This window comes from Janthinobacterium breve (genome assembly GCF_051380895.1).
GTDB lineage: Bacteria > Pseudomonadota > Gammaproteobacteria > Burkholderiales > Burkholderiaceae_D > Janthinobacterium.
On record NZ_JBNYXY010000013.1, the window covers coordinates 70,132 to 92,593 of the forward strand.

Annotated in this window: 16 protein-coding genes; 10 read left to right on the forward strand and 6 right to left on the reverse strand. The window is 60.9% G+C overall.

What is annotated here, in order from left to right; all coding sequences use genetic code 11:
* Window positions 1-29: 29 nt before the first annotated feature.
* Window positions 30-869: an NAD(+) diphosphatase gene (gene nudC / locus ACQ4W0_RS25125; RefSeq protein ID WP_436579234.1), complete on the reverse strand. Its 840-nt coding sequence runs from the start codon at window positions 867-869 to the stop codon at window positions 30-32.
* Window positions 870-1,160: 291 nt separating this feature from the next.
* Here nudC and ACQ4W0_RS25130 point away from each other — a divergent pair, with 291 nt between their 5' ends.
* From ACQ4W0_RS25130 to ACQ4W0_RS25150, 5 genes are all read left to right on the forward strand, one after another.
* A complete protein-coding gene (locus tag ACQ4W0_RS25130) occupies window positions 1,161-3,494 on the forward strand; it encodes a catecholate siderophore receptor Fiu (RefSeq protein ID WP_436579235.1) in 2,334 nt (777 codons plus the stop codon).
* Between the two features lie 382 nt (window positions 3,495-3,876).
* Window positions 3,877-5,190: a dicarboxylate/amino acid:cation symporter gene (locus ACQ4W0_RS25135; RefSeq protein ID WP_436579236.1), complete on the forward strand. Its 1,314-nt coding sequence runs from the start codon at window positions 3,877-3,879 to the stop codon at window positions 5,188-5,190.
* A 108-nt stretch (window positions 5,191-5,298) separates the two neighbouring features.
* Entirely contained in the window at window positions 5,299-6,291 is a 993-nt protein-coding gene (locus ACQ4W0_RS25140) for a porin (RefSeq protein WP_436579237.1), read from the forward strand.
* 121 nt (window positions 6,292-6,412) lie between these two features.
* The gene (locus ACQ4W0_RS25145; RefSeq protein WP_436579238.1) at window positions 6,413-8,320 is read left to right on the forward strand and encodes a sensor histidine kinase; all 1,908 of its coding nucleotides are present in this window, start codon (window positions 6,413-6,415) and stop codon (window positions 8,318-8,320) included.
* Window positions 8,313-9,656, forward strand: a complete 1,344-nt coding sequence (locus ACQ4W0_RS25150) for a sigma-54-dependent transcriptional regulator (protein WP_436579239.1) — start codon at window positions 8,313-8,315, stop codon at window positions 9,654-9,656. The genes ACQ4W0_RS25145 and ACQ4W0_RS25150 overlap by 8 nt, the downstream gene beginning before the upstream one ends.
* On the opposite strand, the gene ACQ4W0_RS25155 is transcribed toward ACQ4W0_RS25150, so the two are convergent.
* Window positions 9,657-10,394 carry a metallophosphoesterase family protein gene (locus tag ACQ4W0_RS25155; protein ID WP_436579240.1) on the reverse strand — a complete coding sequence of 246 codons (738 nt, stop codon included), beginning with the start codon at window positions 10,392-10,394 and terminating at the stop codon, window positions 9,657-9,659.
* 214 nt (window positions 10,395-10,608) lie between these two features.
* Between ACQ4W0_RS25155 and ACQ4W0_RS25160 the strand changes: the two genes are divergently transcribed.
* A complete protein-coding gene (locus ACQ4W0_RS25160) occupies window positions 10,609-11,457 on the forward strand; it encodes a porin family protein (RefSeq protein WP_436579241.1) in 849 nt (282 codons plus the stop codon).
* Window positions 11,458-11,463: 6 nt separating this feature from the next.
* On the opposite strand, the gene ACQ4W0_RS25165 is transcribed toward ACQ4W0_RS25160, so the two are convergent.
* Window positions 11,464-11,694: a hypothetical protein gene (locus ACQ4W0_RS25165; protein WP_436579242.1), complete on the reverse strand. Its 231-nt coding sequence runs from the start codon at window positions 11,692-11,694 to the stop codon at window positions 11,464-11,466.
* 250 nt (window positions 11,695-11,944) lie between these two features.
* Here ACQ4W0_RS25165 and ACQ4W0_RS25170 point away from each other — a divergent pair, with 250 nt between their 5' ends.
* On the forward strand, window positions 11,945-12,859 hold the full coding sequence (locus ACQ4W0_RS25170) for an ABC transporter ATP-binding protein (protein ID WP_436579243.1): 915 nt from the start codon (window positions 11,945-11,947) through the stop codon (window positions 12,857-12,859).
* A 9-nt stretch (window positions 12,860-12,868) separates the two neighbouring features.
* Window positions 12,869-16,450, forward strand: a complete 3,582-nt coding sequence (locus ACQ4W0_RS25175) for an ABC transporter permease/M1 family aminopeptidase (protein ID WP_436579244.1) — start codon at window positions 12,869-12,871, stop codon at window positions 16,448-16,450.
* Between the two features lie 85 nt (window positions 16,451-16,535).
* On the opposite strand, the gene ACQ4W0_RS25180 is transcribed toward ACQ4W0_RS25175, so the two are convergent.
* Window positions 16,536-17,315 (reverse strand): acetoin reductase, encoded by a 780-nt coding sequence (locus ACQ4W0_RS25180; protein ID WP_436579245.1) that lies wholly within the window; start codon window positions 17,313-17,315, stop codon window positions 16,536-16,538.
* Window positions 17,316-17,615: 300 nt separating this feature from the next.
* On the opposite strand from ACQ4W0_RS25180, the gene ACQ4W0_RS25185 reads away from it, so the two are divergent.
* Entirely contained in the window at window positions 17,616-18,032 is a 417-nt protein-coding gene (locus tag ACQ4W0_RS25185; protein WP_436579246.1) for a hypothetical protein, read from the forward strand.
* On the opposite strand, the gene ACQ4W0_RS25190 is transcribed toward ACQ4W0_RS25185, so the two are convergent.
* Together ACQ4W0_RS25190 and ssb are read right to left on the reverse strand one after the other, a co-directional pair.
* Window positions 18,029-18,511: a DUF1203 domain-containing protein gene (locus ACQ4W0_RS25190; RefSeq protein WP_436579247.1), complete on the reverse strand. Its 483-nt coding sequence runs from the start codon at window positions 18,509-18,511 to the stop codon at window positions 18,029-18,031. The two genes, ACQ4W0_RS25185 and ACQ4W0_RS25190, sit on opposite strands and share 4 nt — an antisense overlap.
* A 193-nt stretch (window positions 18,512-18,704) precedes the next feature.
* The gene (gene ssb / locus ACQ4W0_RS25195; protein WP_071075050.1) at window positions 18,705-19,223 is read right to left on the reverse strand and encodes a single-stranded DNA-binding protein; all 519 of its coding nucleotides are present in this window, start codon (window positions 19,221-19,223) and stop codon (window positions 18,705-18,707) included.
* 381 nt (window positions 19,224-19,604) lie between these two features.
* Here ssb and uvrA point away from each other — a divergent pair, with 381 nt between their 5' ends.
* A complete protein-coding gene (gene uvrA, locus ACQ4W0_RS25200; protein ID WP_436579248.1) occupies window positions 19,605-22,454 on the forward strand; it encodes an excinuclease ABC subunit UvrA in 2,850 nt (949 codons plus the stop codon).
* Window positions 22,455-22,462: the final 8 nt, after the last annotated feature.

Consider the following 22,462-nt stretch of genomic DNA (forward strand, 5'->3'; position numbering starts at 1 on the left):
TGCGGCAAGCTGCCCGGGCGGCCCCCGCTTTACGACACTGCCGGCGGACGATGCGCTCTTACCAGCAGCGCCGAAATCGACACGCTGGAGCTCGCTTCCGGCCAGGCATCGCCGGGGCCGAACCAGCGCGCCTCGGCGATCTCGTTCTCGTCCAGGCGGATCTCGCCATCGAGGTAATCGGCCGTAAACGCGATCATCAGGGAATGGGGAAACGGCCAGGACTGGCTCATGAAGTACTGCAGATTGTGCACGCGCAAGCCCACCTCTTCCATCACTTCGCGGTGCACGGCTTCCTCGATCGATTCGCCCGCTTCCAGGAAACCGGCCAGCGGGCTGAAACGCTGCGATGGCGAATGCTTGTGCATGGCCAGCAGCACGGAGTCGCCCTTGCGGATCAGCACCATCATGGCCGGCGAAATGCGCGGATACGCGAGCATGCCACAGGCGGCGCACGTGAAGCAGCGTTCGCCGCGCGTGCGCTGCATGGGCGTGGCGCACACGCCGCAATGGCGGTGCGTGCGCGCCCACTCGGCCAGTTGCACGGCGCGGCTGGCCAGGCCCAGGAAGCCATCGTCGACGGCATGGAATAGCGAGCGCATGCCGTGATACGCCAGGGTGCCATCGGCGGGCAGCAGCTCCTCATCGGTCCAGACTGTCTGGCAATAGCGGCCCTGCCACAGACCCACGGGCTGCGCGCGGCTCAAGTCAATATCGAGCGCCGCCGCCTCGGCGGCAGTGGGCAGGGTCAGCTCGGGCGTACGCAACAGCAAACGCCCGCGGTGAAAGACGAAGGTGAGCGTCTCGGTGGCAGCCGGGGCCGGTTCGGGCGCGTCGATCAGGGGGACAAAGGCATCGGGAGTCTGCAGCATGCTGGAAGTCATTTGTAAAGGTTGCTCATCATACTCCCGCTGCGAAACGCCTGCGCGCATAGCAGTGGCCGGGCTGCAAAGCAAGCATTCCTGCGCCATGACAGTGTTTTTTTTGCGGCACATGCATTTCGTTGCGTAAACGAGACTGATAACGATTCTCATTTACGAATTAGTGTCCAATAATTACAATGTCTGCCAACCCGTCCATCGCCAGCCACTTGCCCGCGTGCCTACACAGCGCGTCGCAGAGCCAGCCAGGAACCACTACCCTGACCTTATCGAGAGAGCAAGATGGCAATCAAGAGCCGCAAACACGCCCCAACCCGTTTCAACCAGCACATCGGCGCCGCCCTGGCCGTGATGCTGCTGCCCGTCGCCGCCCAGGCGACCGACCCGGCCGGCCAGAGTGCCCCGGCATCGCAGCAAACCCTGAACGAAATCAAGGTCGTGGGCTCCAAGGAAAATGATTTCAAGGCCGAAAAAGCCTCGTCGCCGAAATACACGGAAGATCTCGTCAATACGCCGCAAACCATCGTCGTGATCAAGAAGGAATTGATCGAGCAGCAAGGCGCGCTGACACTGACAGATGCACTGCGCAACACGCCGGGCGTGGGTACCTTCTTCCTCGGCGAAAACGGCAACACCAACACGGGCGATGCCGTCTACATGCGTGGTTTCGACTCGTCGGGCAGCATCTATGTCGATGGCGTGCGCGACGTGGGCTCCATCTCGCGCGACGTCTTCAACATCGAACAGATCGATGTGCTGAAGGGCCCGGCGGGCACCGATAGCGGCCGCGGTTCGCCGACGGGCTCGATCAACCTGGTCAGCAAGACGGCCACCATGGAAAACAAATTCAATTCGCTGCTGACGGCCGGTAGCGGCAAGCAGAAACGCGCCACGGCCGACTGGAACCGCATCCTCGACACCGATACCGGTACGGCCTTGCGCCTGAACCTGATGACGCAGGACAGCGGCGATCCGGCGCGCGATGAAGTCAAGAACAAACGCTGGGCCTTCGCGCCCACCGTCACCTTCGGCATCGGCAAGCCGACGCGCATCACGGCCAGTTACCTGCACGTGGATCAAAACAACGTGCCCGACGGCGGCGTGCCGACCATCGGCTTGCCTGGCTATTCGACGCCGGACGTCGCCACCAAGGAGCAACCGGTCATCCGCACCTTCCTGAACGGCGCGGCCAAGGTCGACCCGAAGAATTTCTACGGCTCCACTGCGGACTACAACAAGGTCAAGGCCGACATGGGCACCTTGCGCATCGACCATGATTTCTCGCCCAACGTGCAGCTGCAGAACACCACGCGCTACGGCAAGACCCAACAGGATTACCTGTTGACGGCCTTCATGGGCAGCACCGCCAATCTGAAAACACCGGTCCCCACCGATCCGTCGACCTGGACCCTGGCGCGCTCGCTGCGCACCGTGAAGGACCAGGAAAACACGATCCTGACCAACCAGACCGTGGTCAGCGCCCAATTCGACACGGGCGTGCTGAAGCACTCCGTGGTGGCGGGCGCCGAGTTCACCAGCGAAAAACAGACCAACTACAGCTATGTGCCCGCCAGCCTGGGTACCTTGCCGGATGCCAATCTGTACAATCCGAATCCGCGTGACACCGTCACCGGCCACAACCCCGTGCGCAGCGGCGCCTTTACCGAAGGCGAAGTCAACACGCAAAGCCTGTATGTGTTCGACACCGTCAAGTTCGGCGACAAGTGGATCTTCAACGGTGGCGTGCGCTTCGACCATTTCAACACCACGTATGACGCCGTCACCCTGCAAACGGCCGTGGCCCAAGGCCAAGTGCAAAAACTGCCCGTCGGTACGCCGATTCCTACCCATTTGACCCTGAGCGACACCCTGGCCAACGGCAAGATTTCGGCCATGTACAAGCCGACGCCGGACAGCAGCGTGTATGCCTTGCTGGCCACGTCGAAAGCGCCGCCAGGCACCAATTTTGCGCTGAGCGCCGGCGCCAGCAGCGCGCAAAACCCGAACTATGACCCGCAGGAAACCACGACCAAGGAAATCGGCACCAAGTGGGACTTCCTGAAGCAAAAACTGTCGCTGTCGGCCGCCGTCTACCAGACCACCGTCAAGAATGAAGTGGAACAGGATCCTGTGATCCCCACCATTTATTACCAGACCGGCAAGAAGCGCGTGGAGGGCCTGGAACTGGGCGTGGTGGGCGAGATCATGCCGAACTGGCTGGTCAGCGCCGGCTATACGCGCATGAATACCAAGGTTGAGTCGGGCAAGGTCGTCACGGCCAGCGGCGTGAATAACCTCAGCTACACCCCAAAACAGGCGTTCACCAGCTGGACCTCGTACACCTTGCCGTTTGGCCTGAAGATCGGCGGCGGCGCACGTTACGTGGGTGAAATGTTGCGCGGCACCGATGGCGCCGTCGGCACGCCGGCACGCGTGGATGCCTACTGGGTCTTCGACGCCATGGCGACCTATACCGTCAACAAGAACCTCGACTTGCAGTTGAACGCCTATAACCTGGCCGACAAGACCTATGTGGCGGCCATCAACAAGTCCGGCTTCCGCTACACCCCAGGCCAGCCGCGTTCGTTCAGCCTGACGGCAAATATCAAGTTCTAAAATCGAGAACACGCATTGCGCCATATCAAGCCCCTCTTCGGAGGGGCTTTTTTATTGTCCTGATAATCTTGCTTTTTTGGCGCCCCGCCACCCTGCCGCGACTAGCGTATGAAAAGTCATACAGCGATCGCCCGCCGCGTCCAACATTTCGCGCAAGCACGCCAAGTTGCTACATCTAAACAACAAAAAAGCTTCCTTAAATCAACAACTTAAGAAGTTAGGTCCCAAATTCCCATTTCAGGCATATCCTTTGCTATGTACAGGTTTTGCTGCAAATAATCGCTAGCACGCAAGGGCTTGTTTTTGAGAAATGTTGACTCCAAGCTTGAGTTGCTCGCTATCAATAATCCGCTCACAGCGGCGTTTCACCGGAGGAGTCAAAATGAAAAAGAAACGGCCATTAACCCTGTACATCCTGATTGCCATGATCCTCGGCATTGCCGTGGGCTATGGATGCAACACCGCCTTCCCTGATGCCAAGCTCAGCGCTCAGATCGCTGGCAATATTTCCATCGTCACCGACGTCTTCTTGCGCCTGATCAAGATGATCATTGCGCTGCTGGTATTTTCCACCCTGACAGTCGGCATCGCCCACATGGGCGACGGCAAGACGGCAGGCCGTATCGGCTTGAAAGCCATGTGCTGGTTCGTGGTTGCCTCGCTGGTCTCGCTGGCGCTGGGCATGGTGCTGTCGAATCTGATGCAGCTGGGCACCAACCTGGGCTTGCCATTGCCGGACGTACACGCGTCGACCAATTTGAAAACGGCCGCCTTCACCTTGAAAGATTTCTTCACGCACCTGGTGCCGAAGTCGCCGATCGAGGCGATGGCCAACAATGAAATCCTGCAAGTGCTGGTGTTCTCGATCTTCTTCGGCGGCGCACTGGCCGGCCTGGGCGAATCGGGCAAGACACTGACGGCCGTTGTCGACCAGCTGGCGCAAGTCATGCTGCGCATCACCGGCACCATCATGAACCTGGCTCCACTGGCCGTGTTCGCCGCCATGGCCTCCGTCATCACCACCCACGGCCTGGGCGTGCTGGTCACGTTTGCCAAGTTCATGGGCGGCTTCTACCTGGGCCTGCTGTGCCTGTGGACACTGCTGATCGCCGCCGGCTTCGTCGTCATCGGCCCGCGCATCTTCAAGCTGGTCGGCCTGATCCGCGAACCGTTCCTGCTGGCATTCTCGACGGCCAGCTCGGAAGCGGCCTATCCAAAACTGCTGACGGCGCTCGACCAGTTTGGCGTGGACCGCAAGATTTCCAGTTTTGTGTTGCCAATGGGCTACTCCTTCAATCTCGATGGTTCGATGATGTACTGCACCTTCGCCGTGCTGTTCATTGCGCAAGCCTACGGTATCGACCTGTCGATCGGCACGCAAATCACCATGCTGCTGCTGCTGATGCTGACCTCGAAAGGCATGGCCGGCGTGCCGCGTGCCTCGCTGGTAGTGATTGCCGCCACCTTGAACCAGTTCAATATTCCGGAAGCGGGCCTGCTGCTGCTGATGGGTGTCGACCAATTCCTCGACATGGGTCGCTCGGCCACCAACGCGGTCGGCAATGCCGTCGCCACGGCCGTCGTCGCCAAGTGGGAAGGTGGCCTCGCCACCGAGGAAGAAGCAGCCGCGGCCAACGCCGCCAACCAGAACACGGAAAGCCATTGGGGCGAAGCTGACCACGCTAGCAAAGCCTGATAGCGCCATGGCCCGCCACAAGCGGGCCATTTATTTGTTGTCCATGTTGAGTAACAAGCAGTCAGGTAGTGCGATCAGTAGTCATTCCAACTTATTAGAGAGATTTTCATGAAAAAAGTCCTGTTTACCCTGCTGGCCCTTGGCGCAGCTTCCGGCGGCGCATTCGCTCAATCCAGCGTGACCGTCTATGGCGTGGCCGATGCCGGCTTGGTGTTCGACAAGGATGCAGCCGGCGACCGCCTGAACCGCGTCGCTTCCGGCGTCGCCTCCGGCTCGCGCATCGGATTCAAAGGCAAGGAAGACCTGGGTGCTGGCCTGGCCGCCACCTTCGTGCTGGAAAGCGGTTTCAATATCGACACCGGTACCTCCGGCCAGGGCGGCCTGCTGTTCGGCCGCCAGGCGTATGTCGGCCTGACCGGTAGCGCCGGCGCCGTCACCCTGGGCCGCCAATATTCTCCGTATTACCTGGCCCTGCGCGACGTGGCCGATCCGTTTGTCATCGGCCTGGCCGGCACGGCATCGAACCTGATGGTGACGAATATCCGCGTCGATAACATGGTCCAATACACCACGCCGACCTATAGCCACCTGTCGGCCGACCTGGCGTATGGCTTTGGCGAAGTGGCCGGCGACAATGCGAAAAATCGCAGCATGGGCGGCGCCGTGCATTACATCGATGGCCCGCTGAACGTGACCCTGACGCACCACCGCAAGGAAAATGCGCTGGCGACCCAGCAAACCCGCAACACGCTGCTGGCCACGCGCTACGACTTTGGCGTACTGCAAGGCAACTTCGGCTACGCCGACAATCGCGCGCTCGACAACAGCAAGAGCAACGACATCCTTGTTGGCTTCAGCGCACCGTTTGGCGCCACCAAGCTGGTCGCGTCCTACATCCGCCACAACGACAAGAGCAACCTGAACCGTGACGCCCAGCAGTGGGCCATCGGCGCCTTCTATGCCCTGTCCAAGCGCACCGACCTGTACACCGGTTACGGCCACATCAGCAACAAGAACGGCGCCACCTTCGTCGTCGGCAATGCCACCGACAATGGCACCGGCGATAGCGGTTTCAATTTAGGCATGCGCCACACTTTCTGAGGACGTCGAGAGGTCCGTGAAATAAAAGCGTGAGCCGCCGGATGCACATCCGGCGGCTTTTTCTTTTTACGCAATATTTAAATGCGATACTGTGGGATCTTGCAAGTTGGCAGCTGATTTTATGAATAGCAGTAACAAACCTTCCCTTTCCTGGCGCCAGCGCCTGTCGCAACGGTCGGGCCGCGAAACGCTGGCCTGGGGCGTGGTGCTGGCCGCCTGCCTGGCCACCGTCTGGCTCGTGTATTTCTGGACCGAACGCATCGCCATCGGCAAGCTGCAGGCGAGCGGCGCGCAGCGCCTGGAGGTGTATGTCAGCAGTCTTGAAAATGCACTGGAGAAATACGACTTCCTGCCCAAGACCCTGGAGCTGAACCGCGACGTCATCCGCCTGCTGCAGCACCCGGAAGACCCGGTACTGGTCGATACGGTCAACCATTACCTCGAGCAGATGAATGCCCAGGCGAAATCGTCGACCATTTTCATCAGCAACCTCGACGGCAACACGCGGGCCGCCAGCAACTGGCAGCAGCCCGACAGCTTTATTGGCGACAATATCTCGTTCCGTCCCTACGCCCAGGACGCGCTGCGCGGCACGCCGGGCCGCTTCTATGGCGTGGGCACGACGCGGCTGGAGCCCGGCTACTTCTTTGCCCATGGCATCTACCAGAATGGCCACATGCTGGGCCTGGCAACGGTCAAGGTGAACCTGGAAAACCTGGAAAAACGCTGGGTGCAGGGCGCGGACAAGGTGATGCTGGCCGATGAGCACGGCGTGATCTTCCTCAGTTCCATGGCGGACTGGAAGTACAAGACCCTGGCGCCGCTGTCGCCCGCCATCGTCGAAGAGCTCAACCGCACACGCCAGTATTACTCGAAGCAACTCGAAGCCATTCCCTTCGTCTCCGACCGCCAGTTGGGCAATGGCGCGCGCGTGATCAGCGTGCGCGAGCAGGAACACGCCGATGCGCCACCGAAGACCAGTTCGAGCGTCATGACGCAGATCAAGCTCAAGTCCCCGCAAGGATGGACTTTCATTTATTTGTCCGACCTGGCGCAGGCCAAGGCCAGCGCGCGCGCGGCGGCCGCCTTTTCCTGCGTGCTGCTGGGCTTTTTCATGTTGCTGTTCTTTTACCTGCGCCAGCGCCGCGCGGCCGTGGCGCAAAAATTGCGCGCCCGCGAAGACCTGCAGCATGCCTATGACAACCTGGAAGCCATGGTCGAAGAACGCACCTCGGAACTCAATGCCATGACGCAAAGCCTGAGCCAGGAAATCGAGGTGCGCAGCAAGGCCGAGCAGAAACTCCACATCACGCAAAACGAACTGTTTCAGGCCGGCAAGATGGCCGTGCTGGGACAAATGTCGGCCAGCATCACGCATGAACTCAACCAGCCGCTGACGGCGCTGCGCACCATGTCCGACAATGCCGTCATCCTGCTCGAGCGGGGGCGGCTCGACGACGCGCGGCGCAACCTGGCGAAGATCTCGCAAATTGCGGCCAGGATGGGGACCATTACAGGGCAATTGAAGATTTTTGCGCGCAAATCGACCACCAGCCTGACCTCCGTGTCGATTCCCACGGCGATCAGCAACGCCCTGTTCCTGGTCGAGCGCCGCCTGCAGGTAGAAAATGTGCGTTTCACCCTGCAACTGCCGCCTGAAGACATCTTCGCCATGTGCGAAAGCAACCGCCTGGAGCAGGTGCTGGTAAACCTGTACGCCAACGCGCTCGACGCCATGAATGGCAGCGACGTGCGCAGCTTGCGCGTGGCCGTCGAATGCACGCCGGAACACGTGCTGATCCACGTGGCCGACACGGGGCCGGGCCTGTCGACGGAAGTGTGCGAACACCTGTTCGAGCCGTTCTTCACAACAAAACCGCAAGGACTGGGTCTGGGCCTGGGCCTGGCCATTTCCGAACAGATCACGCGCCAGTTCGGCGGCGTGCTGCGCGCCGAGAACGCCCCCGGCGGCGGCGCCATCTTCACCATCGAACTACAGATTGCAACGCAGGAGGAAAAACATGTTTGACGGCTTGAAGGTCTTGCTGGTCGAGGACGACCCCACCGTACGCGAAGGCAGCGAGCAGGCACTGCAGCTGGCCGGCCTGGACGTGCTGGCCTTCCACTCGGCCGAACTGGCCTATAAACTGCTGACGCCGGATTTTCCCGGCATCGTGGTCAGCGATGTGCGCCTGCCGGGCATGAGCGGCCTGGAATTGCTGCAGGCGGTCAAGACGCTCGATGCCAACCTGCCCGTGATCCTCGTCACGGGCCACGGCGACATCACCATGGCCGTACACGCCATGCGCACGGGCGCCTACGATTTCATCGAAAAGCCATACTCATCCGAGCAACTGGTCGACGTCATCCTGCGCGCGCTGGAAACGCGGCGACTCACCCTGGAAGTGCACAGCCTGCGCCGCCAGCTGGAAGACGGCGGCGGCATCGAAGCGCGCTTACTGGGAAATTCCGTGGCGATGCGCGACATACGGCGCCTGATCCTCGACGTAGCCGACGAACCGGCTGACGTGCTGATCTATGGCGATACGGGCACGGGCAAGGAAATGGTGGCCCGCTGCCTGCACGACTTCAGCCATCGCCGCAAGCACAACTTCGTCGCCGTCAACTGCGGCGCGATTCCCGAAAGTATTTTTGAAAGCGAAGTCTTCGGCCACGAACCGGGCGCGTTCACGGGTGCGGCCAAGCGGCAAGTGGGCAAGATCGAGCACGCCGACCATGGCACTTTTTTCCTCGACGAAATCGAAAGCCTGCCCCTGTCGCTGCAAGTGAAATTGTTGCGCGTGCTGCAGGAACGCTATATCGAACGGCTCGGCTCGAACGTGCCCACGCCCGTCGACGTGCGCGTCATCGCGGCGGCCAAACTGGACCTGGAAGACTTGTCGCAGCAGCAGAAATTCCGCAGCGACCTGTACTACCGCCTGAATCTGATCGTGCTGCATCTGCCACCGCTGCGCGAACGGCGCGAGGATATTCCCATCCTGTTCGAGCACTTCGTGCTGGCCGCCGCCGCCCGCTACAACCGCGCCGCGCCCGTGGTCTCCAGCGCGCAGATGCGCAACTTGATGGCCCATTCCTGGCCCGGCAACGTGCGCGAACTGCGCAATATCGCCGACCGCTTCGTGCTGGGTATCGCCGGTGGCGCTTCGAGCCTGCTGGCGGGCAATCAGGCCAGTCCCCTGTCGCTGGCGGAGCAGGTCAACGGCTTCGAACGCGCGCTGATCGAACAGGAACTGCGCGCATATTCCGGCAACGTCAGCGAAGTGAGCGCGGTGCTGGGTTTGCCGAAGCAGACCTTGTACCACAAGATGCAGAAGTACAACCTGGTGGCCGAAGAGTTCCGCTAATCAGCCTACCCGGCCCGTGCGCAGCGGCGTGACCCAGTCGGGCCTGCCGTTGGCCAGCGCCAGCCGCGCCGCCTTGTCCCAGTCATACGCCACCGCATGAAAGTGCGCCGCCCAGGCGCCGTCCGCGCCCTGTTCGGCGATGGCGTAGCGTGCATGCGGCGTGCCGTTCTGCATCACATGCGGATAACCATGGTCGTCGTCGTAGGCTTGCAAGCCCACGCTGCCCGGGTTGACGATCAGCCGCCCATCGGCCAGGCGCACCTGGCGCGGCATGTGCGTGTGGCCACACAGGATCAAGGCCGCGTCGGCCTCGCCCGCGCGTTCGGCCACTTCCACCGGCGTGGCGGCGCGGCTGCCTTGCGGCGTGACGCTGTCGAGAAAATATACGAGGTCGCTTGTCGGCGTGCCATGCACGAGCAGCACGTCCTTGCGCAAGCGCAAGGTGGCGGGCAACGAGTCTATCCACGCGAGTTGCTCGGACAACAGTTGCGCACGCGCAAAGGCGTCCGAGACGCCCATGCGGGCCGGATCAGCCAGTAGCTGGCGCTCGTGGTTGCCGCGGATGGTGGGCAAGCCCAGGCCCATCAGGCGCGCCGCCGTGGCGCGCGGCTGCAGATGGCCCGAGACGATGTCGCCCAGGTTGACAATGACATCGACGCCCTGGCGGGCGATGTCGGCCAGCACGGCCTCAAGCGCGTCCAGGTTGCCGTGGATATCGGAAATGGCGGCGATTCTCATGCAGTGTCTCCTCCTTGTGCGCACCATTCTGCCCGCGTCCGGCGTTGCAGACAATGCCGGCGTGTGTACCAGCGGTTACACACGGTAGGACAAGTCCGACGGCCAATTGCGACGTGCGGCTACGTAATTCAAAAGTAACAATTGCTACCATTTCCTCATTGCACTGTTGCCCAAGCGTTGCGACAGTTTTCACTTTATCCTGAGGAGTTACCCCATGTTTTCTATGTCCGTGCCCACCCGCCTGTCCCCACCCCGTTTGCAGCATCTCGCCTTGCGCGGCAGCATGATGCTGGGCGTGCTGGGCATGGCCACGGTGGCCGCCACGGCGCGGGCCGAGCCATCGCCCGCCTTGGACCGTGTCAGCATCTCGGTAGGGGCGTTTTCTGCCGATCCGCGCATCAATATCGGTGCCGACACGCAGTTTGGACGCATCGACGCGCCCGAATCGAAGCCCAGCCATACCACCATCCCGCGCATCAAGGCGGACTTGCTGATCGGCGACCGCCACGGCCTGGCATTCGACTACTACCGCTACGACAAATCCTACACGCCAAGCCTGACGGGCCAGACCATCATCAATGGCCAGCCCGTCACGGGCACGGCCACGGCGAATGCCGACCTGAAACTGGACCTGGCCAAGCTGGCCTATAAATGGTGGCTGGGCAGCGGCAACGACACCTTCGGCATCGGCCTGGGCGCCGCTTACTATCATGCCAGCCTGAACGGCACGGCCACCGGCGTCGTCAATGGCGAAACGGCCACGGCACGCGACTCCATCGGCGAGCACGCGTTTGCGCCGCTGCTGGAAGTGGGCTGGCGCCACGCCTTCACGCCGGACTTGCGCATGTATGCGGAAGCGTCGGGCATCAAGAAAAATGGCGGACGCATCAACGGTCACATCTACGGCGGGAATGTCGGCGTGGAATGGTTTCCGTTCAAAAATATCGGTTTCGTGGCCGACTACGGCATTTCGAAAATCAAGCTGCACCGCGACAGCGAACGCGATGCCGACCTGAACATCCGCCTGACGGGACCGTCGGCGTATGTCAAAGTACGCTTCTAAACCGGCTCAGGCCGCCGGTTTCAGCAAGGTCAGCTGAAACTGCGTGGCCGTATGGCCGGCTGCGTGCACATGCGACGCCAGCCCCGCATCGCACACCTCATAGCGGCCATCGGCCAGCAGCGCCTCATCGCTCCAGGCGGCATTATCGTAGCATGACAGCTGAAACAGCTGTGCCAGCGCGCCCTCTTCGCCGGGCGCAACGGCGCGCAATGTCATGTTCTGTACGACCGCCATCATCCCGTCTTTCCGCCACCTGGCATCGCCGAGATGGCGGGTGTAGCACCACGTCACTCATCCGTCCCTCCTGTCTTTCATCCCTGCATTTCCCCCCTTGGTCGCAAAAAGATTACTTTTCCTCCAATTGCTTATATATTATTGTTTTTAAGCAACATCCGCTATCGCGGCTGAAAAACAAGGGGGATCCCCTTTTACCGACCGGCAGGCAGGCATCTGCCGGCTTTCATACCCAAGCTCTGGAGAGTGCTGCATGCTATCGATCAAACAGCTGAACAAAACGTATGCCAATGGCGTCAAGGCCATCAACCATGTCAGCCTGGAGATTCCCAACGGAATGTTCGGCTTGCTGGGACCAAATGGCGCAGGCAAGTCCTCGCTGATGCGTACCATTGCCACCTTGCAAGACCCCGATAGCGGCAGCATCCACTTCGATGGCCTCGATGTGCTCAAGGACAAGGCAGGCTTGCGCCGCCAGCTCGGCTATCTGCCGCAGGATTTCGGCGTGTATCCGAAAGTGAGTGCGGAAACCCTACTCAATCACTTTGCCGTGCTCAAAGGCTTGACGGAAAAGGGGGTACGCAAGGAAGCTGTGGAAGCCTTGTTGCAGCAAACCAATCTGTGGGAAGCACGTAAGCGCAATCTGGGCACGTATTCGGGCGGCATGCGCCAGCGCTTCGGCATCGCCCAGGCGCTGCTGGGCGCGCCGCGCCTGGTGATCGTCGATGAACCGACGGCCGGCCTGGACCCGGAGGAGCGCAACCGCTTCCTGAACCTGCTGGCGAAGATCGGCGAGCAGGTGGTGGTGATCCTGTCGACGCACATCGTCGACGACGTGACGGACCTGTGCCCGCGCATGGCCATGATCGTCAAGGGGCAGGTGCTGGTGCAGGGCGAACCGCAGGCGGCCATCGATACCTTGCACGGCAAGGTCTGGCGCCGCAGCGTCACGACGGAAGAACTGGCGCAGTACCAGCAAACCTTGAACGTGCTGTCGACGCGCCTGGTGGGCGGCAAGCCGCAAATCAATGTGTTTGCCGACAGCCAGCCCGACAGCGGCTTCGTGCAGATCGCCGCAGACCTGGAAGACGTGTACTTCCTGCACGTGCGCAACGCTGCCCGCCACGGCGCCACCGCAACAGCCGCGCCGGCTGCAGTGGCAGCGTAAGGGGCCGCCATGTGGAAAGAATTTTTCAAGTTTGACCTCGGCTATCAGCTGAAACAGCCGCTGCTGTGGATATTTGCCGCCATCCTGGCCTTGCTGGCCTTTGGCGCCAGCAGCAGCGATTCGATCCAGATCGGCGGTGCCATCGGCAACATCAACCGCAATGCGCCCACCGTGGTGGCGCAGTTGCTGACAATGTTCAGCCTGCTTTCGATGTTGCTCATCACCATCTTCATCGCCGGCGCCGTGCTGCGCGACAGCGAAGTGGGCATGGCCGACATGCTGTTCGCCACGCCCATGCGCAAGTGGGATTACCTGTTTGGCCGCTTCGCCGCCGGCTTTGTCGCCTGCCTGGTGATCTTTGCCGCCATTGCCCTGGCCCTCATGCTCGGCCCCCTCATGCCCTGGGTCGATACGCAGCGCGTGGGGGCGTTCTCGCTGCATGCGTATGCGTGGAGCTTCGGCGTGATGGTGATCCCGAACCTGCTCTTCATCGGCGCCCTGCTGATGCTGCTGGCGGCCACCACGCGCTCGATGTTGCTCGTCTACGTGGGCGTGCTGGGCTTTTTCGTGCTGTGGGGCATGGCCGGCGCCTTTACGCGCGACATCAACAACGAATGGATCGCCGTCCTGCTCGACCCGTTCGGCATGCGCGCCCTGGGCCGCATGACGCGCTACTTCACGTCCGCCGAAGCGAACGCGGGCCTGCCGCCCCTGTCCGGCTTCCTGCTGGCCAACCGCTTGCTGTGGCTGGGTATCACGGCCGTGCTGTTCGCCGCCACCGTGGTCCTGTTCAAGCCGCAGCGCACGGGGACGGGCAAGCGCCTGTTCGGCAAGCACAAGGCCGTGGCCGCCGCCCCCGCCGTCACGCCGCCGCCGCAGCTGCCGCGCAGCATTCCCACTTTTACCCCGGCAACGGCCTGGCGCCAGTGGTGGCAGATCTTGCGCTTCGATGCGGCGGGCGTCTTCAAGAGCCTGCCCTTCCTCGTCATGCTGCTGTTCGGCGTCATCAACCTGATCGCCGGCGCCAATGTCGGCAAGAACATGTACGGCACGGCCGTGTATCCGATGACGCATTTGATGTTGCAGCAGATCAACAACAGCTTCAGCTTCCTCCTGATCATCATCGTCACGTTTTACGCGGGCGAATTGATCTTCAAGGAACGGCAAGCCAGGATCGCCAATGTCAGCGATGCCATGCCCGTGCCGGACTGGGTGCCCCTGCTGGCCAAATGCACGGCCCTGATCGGTGTCATCGGCGGCTATTTGCTGGTGGGCGTCATCGCCGCCATCGGCTTCCAGCTCGTCAAGGGTGGCGCGCCCGTGGAACTGGGCCTGTACCTGAAAGGCACCCTGCTGGGCGCCCTCTTCTTCGTGCTGATGGGCTTGTGCGCCCTCACCCTGCAAGTGCTGTCGAATAACAAGTTCATCGGCTACCTGCTGGTGATACTGCTGATGGTGACGCAAGCCGTGCTGGGCATGCTGCATCTGGAACACAATCTGTACGCCTTCGGCGGCACGCCGGCCATCAAGTACTCGGACATGAATGGCTACGGCCACTTCCTGACGGGCTGGGCCTGGTTTGCGCTGTACTGGAGCCTGTTTACCGTGGCGCTGGTCCTGCTGGCGCAGGCGTTCTGGGTACGCGGCCTGTCTGCCGGCTGGCGCGTGCGCCTGCGCTTGGCCCGCCAGCGCCTGCAGGGCAGCACAGCTACTGCGCTGGCCGCTGTCCTGCTGTGCTGGGCGGGCACGGGTGGCTGGATTTTCTACAACACGAATGTGCTGAACCAATATGTACCGTCGAACATCGGCATGGACAAGCAGGCCCGCTACGAGAAATTGTACAAACAATACAAAGACTTGCCGCAGCCGAAGATCACCGATGTGCAGGCCGATGTGGATATTTATCCTGAGCAACGTAAGGTGTTGATCAAGGGCCACTATGTGCTACAGAACAAGACAGCGCAGCCGCTCGACACCCTGCGCATCCAGCTCGATCCGCAGCTCAAGACGGCCTGGTTGAACTTGCCTGAGCACAAGGTGATGCTGGACGACAAGGAACTCGGTTTCAGCATCCTCAAGCTGGCCCAGCCCCTGGCGCCGGGCGCCACCCTGCCGCTGGACTTCACGGTGGCGGTCACCCACCAGGGTTTCACCAACGACGGCGCGCCGGACCAGGTCAACCTGAACGGCAGCTTCTTCAACAACCAGGCCTTCTTCCCCCACTTCGGCTATGCGAAGGAGATGGAGTTGCTCGACCGCAATGAGCGCCGCAAGCGGGGCCTGGGCGAACCACAGCGCATGGCCAAGCTGGAAGACCAGTCCGCGTATGGCAATACGGTGCTGGGCGGCGATGCCGACTGGGTCCATTTCGACACCACCGTCTCCACCAGCGGCGAGCAGATCGCGCTGGCGCCCGGCTATCTGCAGAAGAGCTGGGAACAGGATGGCCGCCGCTATTACCGCTACAAGATGGACCAGCCGATGCTGCCGTTCTTTGCCTACCTGTCGGCCCGCTGGGAAGTCAAAAAAGGCGAATGGCACGGCTTGCCGATCGAAATTTATTTCGATAAAAAGCATGGCTATAACACGGACCGCATGATTACCTCCGTGCAAAAGTCGCTCGACTACTACAGCTCCCAGTTCACCCCCTACCAGCACAAGCAGGTGCGCATCCTGGAATTCCCCGGCTACCAGAGCTTCGCCCAGTCGTTTGCCAATACGATTCCGTATTCGGAGGGCATCGGCTTCATCGCCGACCTGCGCAACAAGGATGACATCGACTATGTGTTTTACGTCACGGCGCATGAAATGGCGCACCAGTGGTGGGGCCATCAAGTGATCGGTGCCAACGTGCAGGGTGCCAGCATGCTGATGGAGTCCTTGGCGCAATACTCGGCGTTGATGGTGATGGAAAAGGAATATGGCCGCGAAAAAATGCGCCGCTTCCTGCGCTATGAACTGGACCGCTACCTGAGCGGACGCGGCGGCGAAGCCATCGAAGAATTGCCGCTGGCGCGCGTGGAGGGACAGCAATACATCCACTACAACAAGGGCAGCCTGGTGTTCTACCGCCTGCGTGACGAGCTGGGCGAGGAAGCCCTGAACCGTGCCCTGAAACGCTATCTGCAGGACAAGGGCTACCAGCACGCGCCATTCACCACCTCGCGCGAACTGCTGGCGTATATCCGCGCCGAAGCGCCGCAGGACAAGCAGGCGCTGATCACGGACCTGTTCGAAAAAATCGTCTTCTATGACAACCGCGTGACGCAAGCGACCGCCGTGCAGCGCAAGGATGGCCAGTGGGATGTCACCCTGCAGCTGCACCTGGCCAAGCTGGAGTCCGACGGCAAGGGCAAGGAGAGTCCGCGCGTCTATGACGAGCCGGTGGAAATCGCCATCTTCGCGCGCGCCCCTGGCGCCAAAGAAAAGGATGAAAAAGTCCTGTTCACGGACAAGCGCGTGTTGTCGGGCAGCGACCCGGTGGTGACCATCACCGTGAAGGACAAACCATTCGAAGTGGGCGTCGATCCGTACAACAAGATGATCGACCGCGTCTCGCGCGATAACCGCAAGGAAGTCACTTTCAATTAAGGCTAGCTTACGGCGCTTGATGCTACGCAAACAGGCCACGCCGTCACCGACAGCGTGGCCTGTTTTTTTAGGCGCGATCAAGGCATCAGCGGTACACGAGACCACCATCGATCAGCGGCGCCTGGCCCGTCATGTAGTCCGAGTCCGGCCCCGCCAGGAAGGAGACGAGCCCCGCCACGTCTTCCGGCGTCTCGGCACGTCCCAACGCGATGCCGTCCACGTATTTCTTGTACGTCGCGCCCAGCTCGGCGCCAGTCAGTTCGGCCATGCGCTTGTCGATCTCGACCCACATATCAGTGCCGACAACGCCGGGGCAATACGCGTTGACGGTGATGCCGTCGGCCGCCAGTTCCTTGGCCGCCGCCTGCGTCAGCGCGCGCACGGCAAACTTGGTGGCCGAGTACACTCCCAGCAGGGCGAAGCCGTCATGCCCGGCGATGGAGCAGGCATTGATGATCTTGCCCTTCTGCCGGCGCGCCTTGAACGTCTTGGCAGCTGCCTGGATGCCCCACAGCGTCCCTTGCACATTGATGCGCATGATGCGGTCGACCTCGGCCGGCGTCACGTCGAGCAGCGGCTGCACTTGCGCGATGCCGGCATTGTTGACGATGATGTCGAAGCCGCCCAATTCTTGTTCGGCAAACGCCACTGCGGCGGTCACCTGATCGAGCTGCGACACGTCGGCAATGAAGGTGACGGCGCGGCGCCCCAGCGCGCGCACTTCGGCGGCAGCAAGGTCCAGCTTGTCCTGGTTCAAATCCACCAGCGCGATATCGGCGCCATCCTTGGCCAGACGCAAGGCGATGGCCTTGCCTATGCCTTGCGCGGCACCCGTGACCAGCGCGACTTTTTCGGAAATACCCATCTGCGTTCCTTTCAGTACAGGGAAGAAGAGCAGCAAAAAACCGGTCCGGCGCAGCAGCGCCCGCAGCCGGTTCCGCAGCCGGTTCCGCAGCGTAGAGACGCTTCAGCCTACCTGAAATTGGCATTTGGCCGCGTCTTGAAACGTGCGCAGCCCAAAAAAGTACCCAGGTCAAGAAAGGGGGAAAAACCATCCTCGAACTGGCCATGCGCGCGCTGCCGTACTGGCGCCGGGCAGCTGCTGGCGTAAGATGGACGCCATCGCCGTCGCCTGCCAATTCATCCACGTTCAAAGGAGTGCCCTATGCTGCATCGTCCCCTGCCCATCCGCGCCATCCTGCTGCTGGCGGCACTCGTCTTTGCCACGCCCGCCTGGAGCGCCGATCCTGTCCACAAGGAAACCGTGGAATTGACGGCAGGCACGAACACGCACAGCGTGAAAGGCAAGATCAAGGGCTACGCCACGGCAGAATACACGTTGACAGGCAAGGCTGGCCAGACTCTCAGCGTCAAGCTCAAGACCAATCAGCCATCGAATTACTTCAATATCCGTCAGGCCGGCCAAGACGAAGCCCTGTTCATCGGCTCGACCAGCGGCAACAGTTTCCAGGCAAAACTGCCAGCCGATGGCGAGTACACGGTGCAGGTGTATTTGATGCGCAACGCGGCGCGCAGGAATGCGGTGGCGGTGTACACACTGGAGATAGGCTTGCGCGATTAGGCAAGGGAGCGGCCAACGCGGTCGATGCGGGCCGCATAACAGCCCCGCTTGGCATTGTGGACGTGAATATAACTGACGGCTGCATGGCCGAATAGTTGTGCAATGACGGCTTCCACGGCGGTGCCGTCCACCACTTCCGCATCGAGCATCATGCCATCGACAGAGTAGGCGCGCAGCGACAATAGACGCCGCCGCATCGATTCCGGCACTTGATTGATGGCATCGTACGCTTGCGTAGCGCCCTCGCGGACAAAAATGGCGTGGGACGCTCGGTAGGGCGTCATGGCGGGCTGGCAGACATGGTTCAACAACAGCACGGTCTCGCCCAATTCGGCGTCCACCAGTGCGATACGGTCAGGAAATCCGGGATGCTGGTCGACCACACAGCGTCGCATGCCAAGCGCCGTTAACTCGGCATCGGATAAGGAAAAAAGGGGCAGAAAAGGCTCGGGCGACAGCCCCGTAATACGAAAATTCATGCTGTTCTCCGGCGTCGTCAAAACCACCATCAGACCAGCATCCGGACAGCGTCGCCATCCGTTTCTTGCTGTGAAATGGGACGATGCGCCCCGGATTGCCGTGTACAGCCCGTGCCTACAAAAAAAGCCTGCTTCACGAATGAAGCAGGCTTTTTATCCACAGTGCCTAACGGCAGGCGTCAGAACGGCAAATTTAGAACGGAATATCGTCATCCATATCCGAGAAGTTCGGTGCTGGCTTCGGTGCCGGGCGTGGGGCTGGTGCCGGGGCTGGGCGCGGGGCCGGTGCCTGGCGCGGGGCCGGGGCGTCGTAGCCGCCACCACCGCCGCCACCACCGTAGCTGTCATCGCCACCGCCAGCGTCGCCGCCCATGCCGGAGCGACCGCCCAGCATTTGCATTTGTTCCGCGATGATGTCGGTTGCGTACTTCTCGACGCCGTCCTTGTCCGTGTATTTACGGGTTTGCAGACGGCCTTCGACGTAGACGGACGAGCCTTTTTTCAGGTATTGGCCGACGATTTCCGCCAGGCGGCCGAAGAACGAGATACGATGCCACTCTGTCAATTCTTTTTGTTCGCCCGTGTTGCGGTCCTTCGATTTGTACGAAGTGGCCACGGCGATGTTGGCGATCGCGTCGCCGCTAGGCATGTAGCGGATTTCCGGGTCACGGCCCAGATTGCCGACGATGATGACTTTGTTGACTGATGCCATGAATAACTCCTGATGAACTGCAGCGGGAGCCGGTGTCCCGCGCGGTAGTTTAGTGTACTAAACGAGGATTATAAGCGACCACGCGGCGCAAAGCACCCGCTTTCTAACGGACGCCAGCTAGCGTGCGGCAGCACGTTTTTTTCACGGCAAGGGAAAACAAGAAACTTGAATACTGGTATTATATACAGTGTTTAAACGTCGGCACGCATCTGTATCAAACTTTGTCGGGGCACGTTCGCCTGGCGGCGCAATCCGCCCATGGACGCCCCAGGCATGCAGAGCAAAACCCGGCTATAGTAACAGGTTGACCCGTTGTGGCTCCTCATCTGCACCCAGGCACAATGCGCCGGCCGCACCACTCACTGAAAGCAAGGCAATCACATGGAACAGATCCGCATTCGCGGCGCTCGCACGCATAACCTCAAGAATATCAATCTCGATTTGCCGCGCAATAAGCTGATCGTGATTACCGGCTTGTCCGGCTCCGGCAAGTCTTCGCTGGCCTTCGACACCTTGTACGCGGAAGGCCAGCGCCGCTATGTCGAGTCGCTGTCGGCCTATGCGCGCCAGTTCCTGCAATTGATGGAAAAGCCCGATGTCGATCTGATCGAGGGCTTATCCCCCGCCATCTCTATCGAACAGAAGGCAACGTCGCACAACCCACGCTCAACGGTGGGCACCGTGACGGAAATCCACGATTATTTACGCCTGCTGTACGCGCGCGTCGGCACGCCCTACTGCCCCGACCACCCGGAAAACGCACTGGCCGCCCAGTCCGTCTCGCAAATGGTCGATGCCGTGCTGGCCATGCCAGAAGACACCAAGCTGATGATACTCGCGCCCGTCGTCGCCAACCGCAAGGGTGAGCATGTCGACCTGTTCGAGCAGATGCAGGCACAGGGCTTCGTGCGCTTTCGCGTGCAGAGCGGCACGCATGCGGCGAAAATCTATGAAGTCGATGACCTGCCGAAATTAAAAAAGACGGAAAAACACACGATCGACGTCGTCATCGACCGCGTCAAGGTGAACCAGGAGATCAAGCAGCGCCTGGCGGAAAGTTTCGAGACAGCCCTGCGCCTGGCCGATGGCCGCGCTATTGCCTACGAAATGGATACCGCCCAGGAACACGTGTATTCGAATAAATTCGCCTGCAATGTGTGCGGCTATTCCCTGCAGGAACTGGAACCGCGTTTGTTCTCGTTCAACAACCCCATGGGCGCCTGCCCGGAATGCGACGGTCTGGGGCACATCGAGTTCTTTGACCCGAAACGCATCGTCGCGTTCCCGAATCTGTCGCTGGCGTCGGGCGCCGTCAAGGGCTGGGACCGCCGCAACCAGTTTTACTTCCAGATGCTGTCGAACCTGGCCGCCTACTATGAGTTCGACCTGGACATGCCGTTCGAGCAACTGGACTTGAATTCACAGCAGGCCGTGCTTTACGGTTCCGGCAAACAAGTGATTCCGTTCAGCTATGTGAACGAACGGGGCCGTACCGTCATCAAGGAACACACGTTCGAAGGCGTGGTCAACAATCTGCAGCGCCGCTACCGCGAGACGGACTCGATGGCCGTCAAGGAAGAGCTGGCCAAGTTCATCAATGAAAAATGCTGCCCGTCATGCGATGGCGCGCGCCTGCGCGTGGAAGCGCGCTTCGTCAAGGTTGGCACCGGCAAGCAGCAGCGCGCCATCTATGAAGTAGCGGGAAAACCGCTGCGCGAGACCCTGGAGTTCTTTGAAAAGCTGAAACTGACGGGCGCCAAGAAAGAAATTGCCGACCGCGTCGTCAAGGAAATCATTTCGCGCCTGAAATTCCTCAACAACGTGGGCCTCGATTATCTGTCGCTGGACCGCAGCGCCGACACGCTCTCCGGCGGCGAAGCACAACGGATCCGCCTGGCATCGCAAATCGGCTCCGGTTTGACGGGCGTCATGTATGTGCTCGATGAACCGTCGATCGGCTTGCATCAGCGCGATAATGACCGCCTGATCGAAACGTTAAAACACTTGCGCGACATCGGCAACAGCGTGCTGGTGGTCGAGCATGATGAAGACGCCATCCGCACGGCCGACTACATCGTCGACATGGGCATCGGCGCGGGCGTGCACGGCGGCGAAATCATCGCCGAAGGCACGCTGCAAGACATTCTCAAAAACAAGAAATCGCTGACGGCGCAGTACCTGAACGGCAAGCTGAAGATCGCCGTGCCCGCCAAGCGTCACGCCAGCAATCCGGAAAAGCAGCTGGTCATTACTGGCGCGACGGGCAACAATCTGAAGAAGGTGTCGCTGAGCTTGCCAGTGGGCTTGATGACCTGCGTGACGGGCGTGTCCGGCTCCGGTAAATCGTCGCTGGTCAACGATACTTTGTACCCGGCCCTGTCGCGCCATTTGTATGGTTCGCAGACGGAGCCGGCGCCGCACGAATCGATCAGCGGCCTGGAACATTTCGACAAGGTCATTTCCGTCGACCAGGCACCGATTGGCCGCACGCCGCGCTCGAACCCCGCCACGTACACGGGCTTGTTTACACCGATCCGCGATTTATTCGCCACCGTGCCGACGGCCAAGGAACGGGGCTACAGCGCAGGGCGCTTCTCGTTCAACGTGAAGGGTGGACGCTGCGAAGCGTGCCAGGGCGATGGCGTGATCAAGGTCGAAATGCATTTCTTGCCCGACGTCTACGTGCCATGCGACGTGTGCCACGGCAAGCGCTACAACCGCGAAACCCTGGAAGTACACTACAAAGGCAAGAATATCACGGAAGTGCTGGGCATGACGGTAGAAGAAGCGCATGAATTCTTCAAGCCCGTGCCCTTGATCGCGCGCAAACTGCAAACCCTGCTCGACGTGGGCCTGGGCTACATCAAGCTGGGCCAGAGCGCCACCACCTTGTCCGGCGGCGAGGCGCAACGCGTCAAATTGTCGCTGGAACTGTCCAAGCGCGACACGGGCCGCACCCTGTACATCCTCGATGAACCGACGACGGGTTTGCACTTCCACGACATCGACTTGCTGATGAAAGTGATCCACCGCCTGCGCGACCAGGGCAACACCCTCGTCATCATCGAGCACAACCTCGACGTCATCAAGACGGCTGACTGGATCGTCGACCTGGGCCCTGAAGGGGGCGCCGGCGGCGGCCAGATCATCGCCACGGGCACGCCGGAAGACGTGGCCCTGAACCCGGCCAGCGTGACGGGTAAATACCTGGGGCCGCTGCTCAAGCAATAACGAGGGCA

Coding starts and splice junctions, on each gene's coding strand:
- nudC (WP_436579234.1), bottom strand. CDS start 869: ATGCTGCAGACTCCCGATGCCTTTGTCCCCCTGATCGACGCGCCCGAA.
- ACQ4W0_RS25130 (WP_436579235.1), top strand. CDS start 1,161: ATGGCAATCAAGAGCCGCAAACACGCCCCAACCCGTTTCAACCAGCAC.
- ACQ4W0_RS25135 (WP_436579236.1), top strand. CDS start 3,877: ATGAAAAAGAAACGGCCATTAACCCTGTACATCCTGATTGCCATGATC.
- ACQ4W0_RS25140 (WP_436579237.1), top strand. CDS start 5,299: ATGAAAAAAGTCCTGTTTACCCTGCTGGCCCTTGGCGCAGCTTCCGGC.
- ACQ4W0_RS25145 (WP_436579238.1), top strand. CDS start 6,413: ATGAATAGCAGTAACAAACCTTCCCTTTCCTGGCGCCAGCGCCTGTCG.
- ACQ4W0_RS25150 (WP_436579239.1), top strand. CDS start 8,313: ATGTTTGACGGCTTGAAGGTCTTGCTGGTCGAGGACGACCCCACCGTA.
- ACQ4W0_RS25155 (WP_436579240.1), bottom strand. CDS start 10,394: ATGAGAATCGCCGCCATTTCCGATATCCACGGCAACCTGGACGCGCTT.
- ACQ4W0_RS25160 (WP_436579241.1), top strand. CDS start 10,609: ATGTTTTCTATGTCCGTGCCCACCCGCCTGTCCCCACCCCGTTTGCAG.
- ACQ4W0_RS25165 (WP_436579242.1), bottom strand. CDS start 11,694: ATGATGGCGGTCGTACAGAACATGACATTGCGCGCCGTTGCGCCCGGC.
- ACQ4W0_RS25170 (WP_436579243.1), top strand. CDS start 11,945: ATGCTATCGATCAAACAGCTGAACAAAACGTATGCCAATGGCGTCAAG.
- ACQ4W0_RS25175 (WP_436579244.1), top strand. CDS start 12,869: ATGTGGAAAGAATTTTTCAAGTTTGACCTCGGCTATCAGCTGAAACAG.
- ACQ4W0_RS25180 (WP_436579245.1), bottom strand. CDS start 17,315: ATGGGTATTTCCGAAAAAGTCGCGCTGGTCACGGGTGCCGCGCAAGGC.
- ACQ4W0_RS25185 (WP_436579246.1), top strand. CDS start 17,616: ATGCTGCATCGTCCCCTGCCCATCCGCGCCATCCTGCTGCTGGCGGCA.
- ACQ4W0_RS25190 (WP_436579247.1), bottom strand. CDS start 18,511: ATGAATTTTCGTATTACGGGGCTGTCGCCCGAGCCTTTTCTGCCCCTT.
- ssb (WP_071075050.1), bottom strand. CDS start 19,223: ATGGCATCAGTCAACAAAGTCATCATCGTCGGCAATCTGGGCCGTGAC.
- uvrA (WP_436579248.1), top strand. CDS start 19,605: ATGGAACAGATCCGCATTCGCGGCGCTCGCACGCATAACCTCAAGAAT.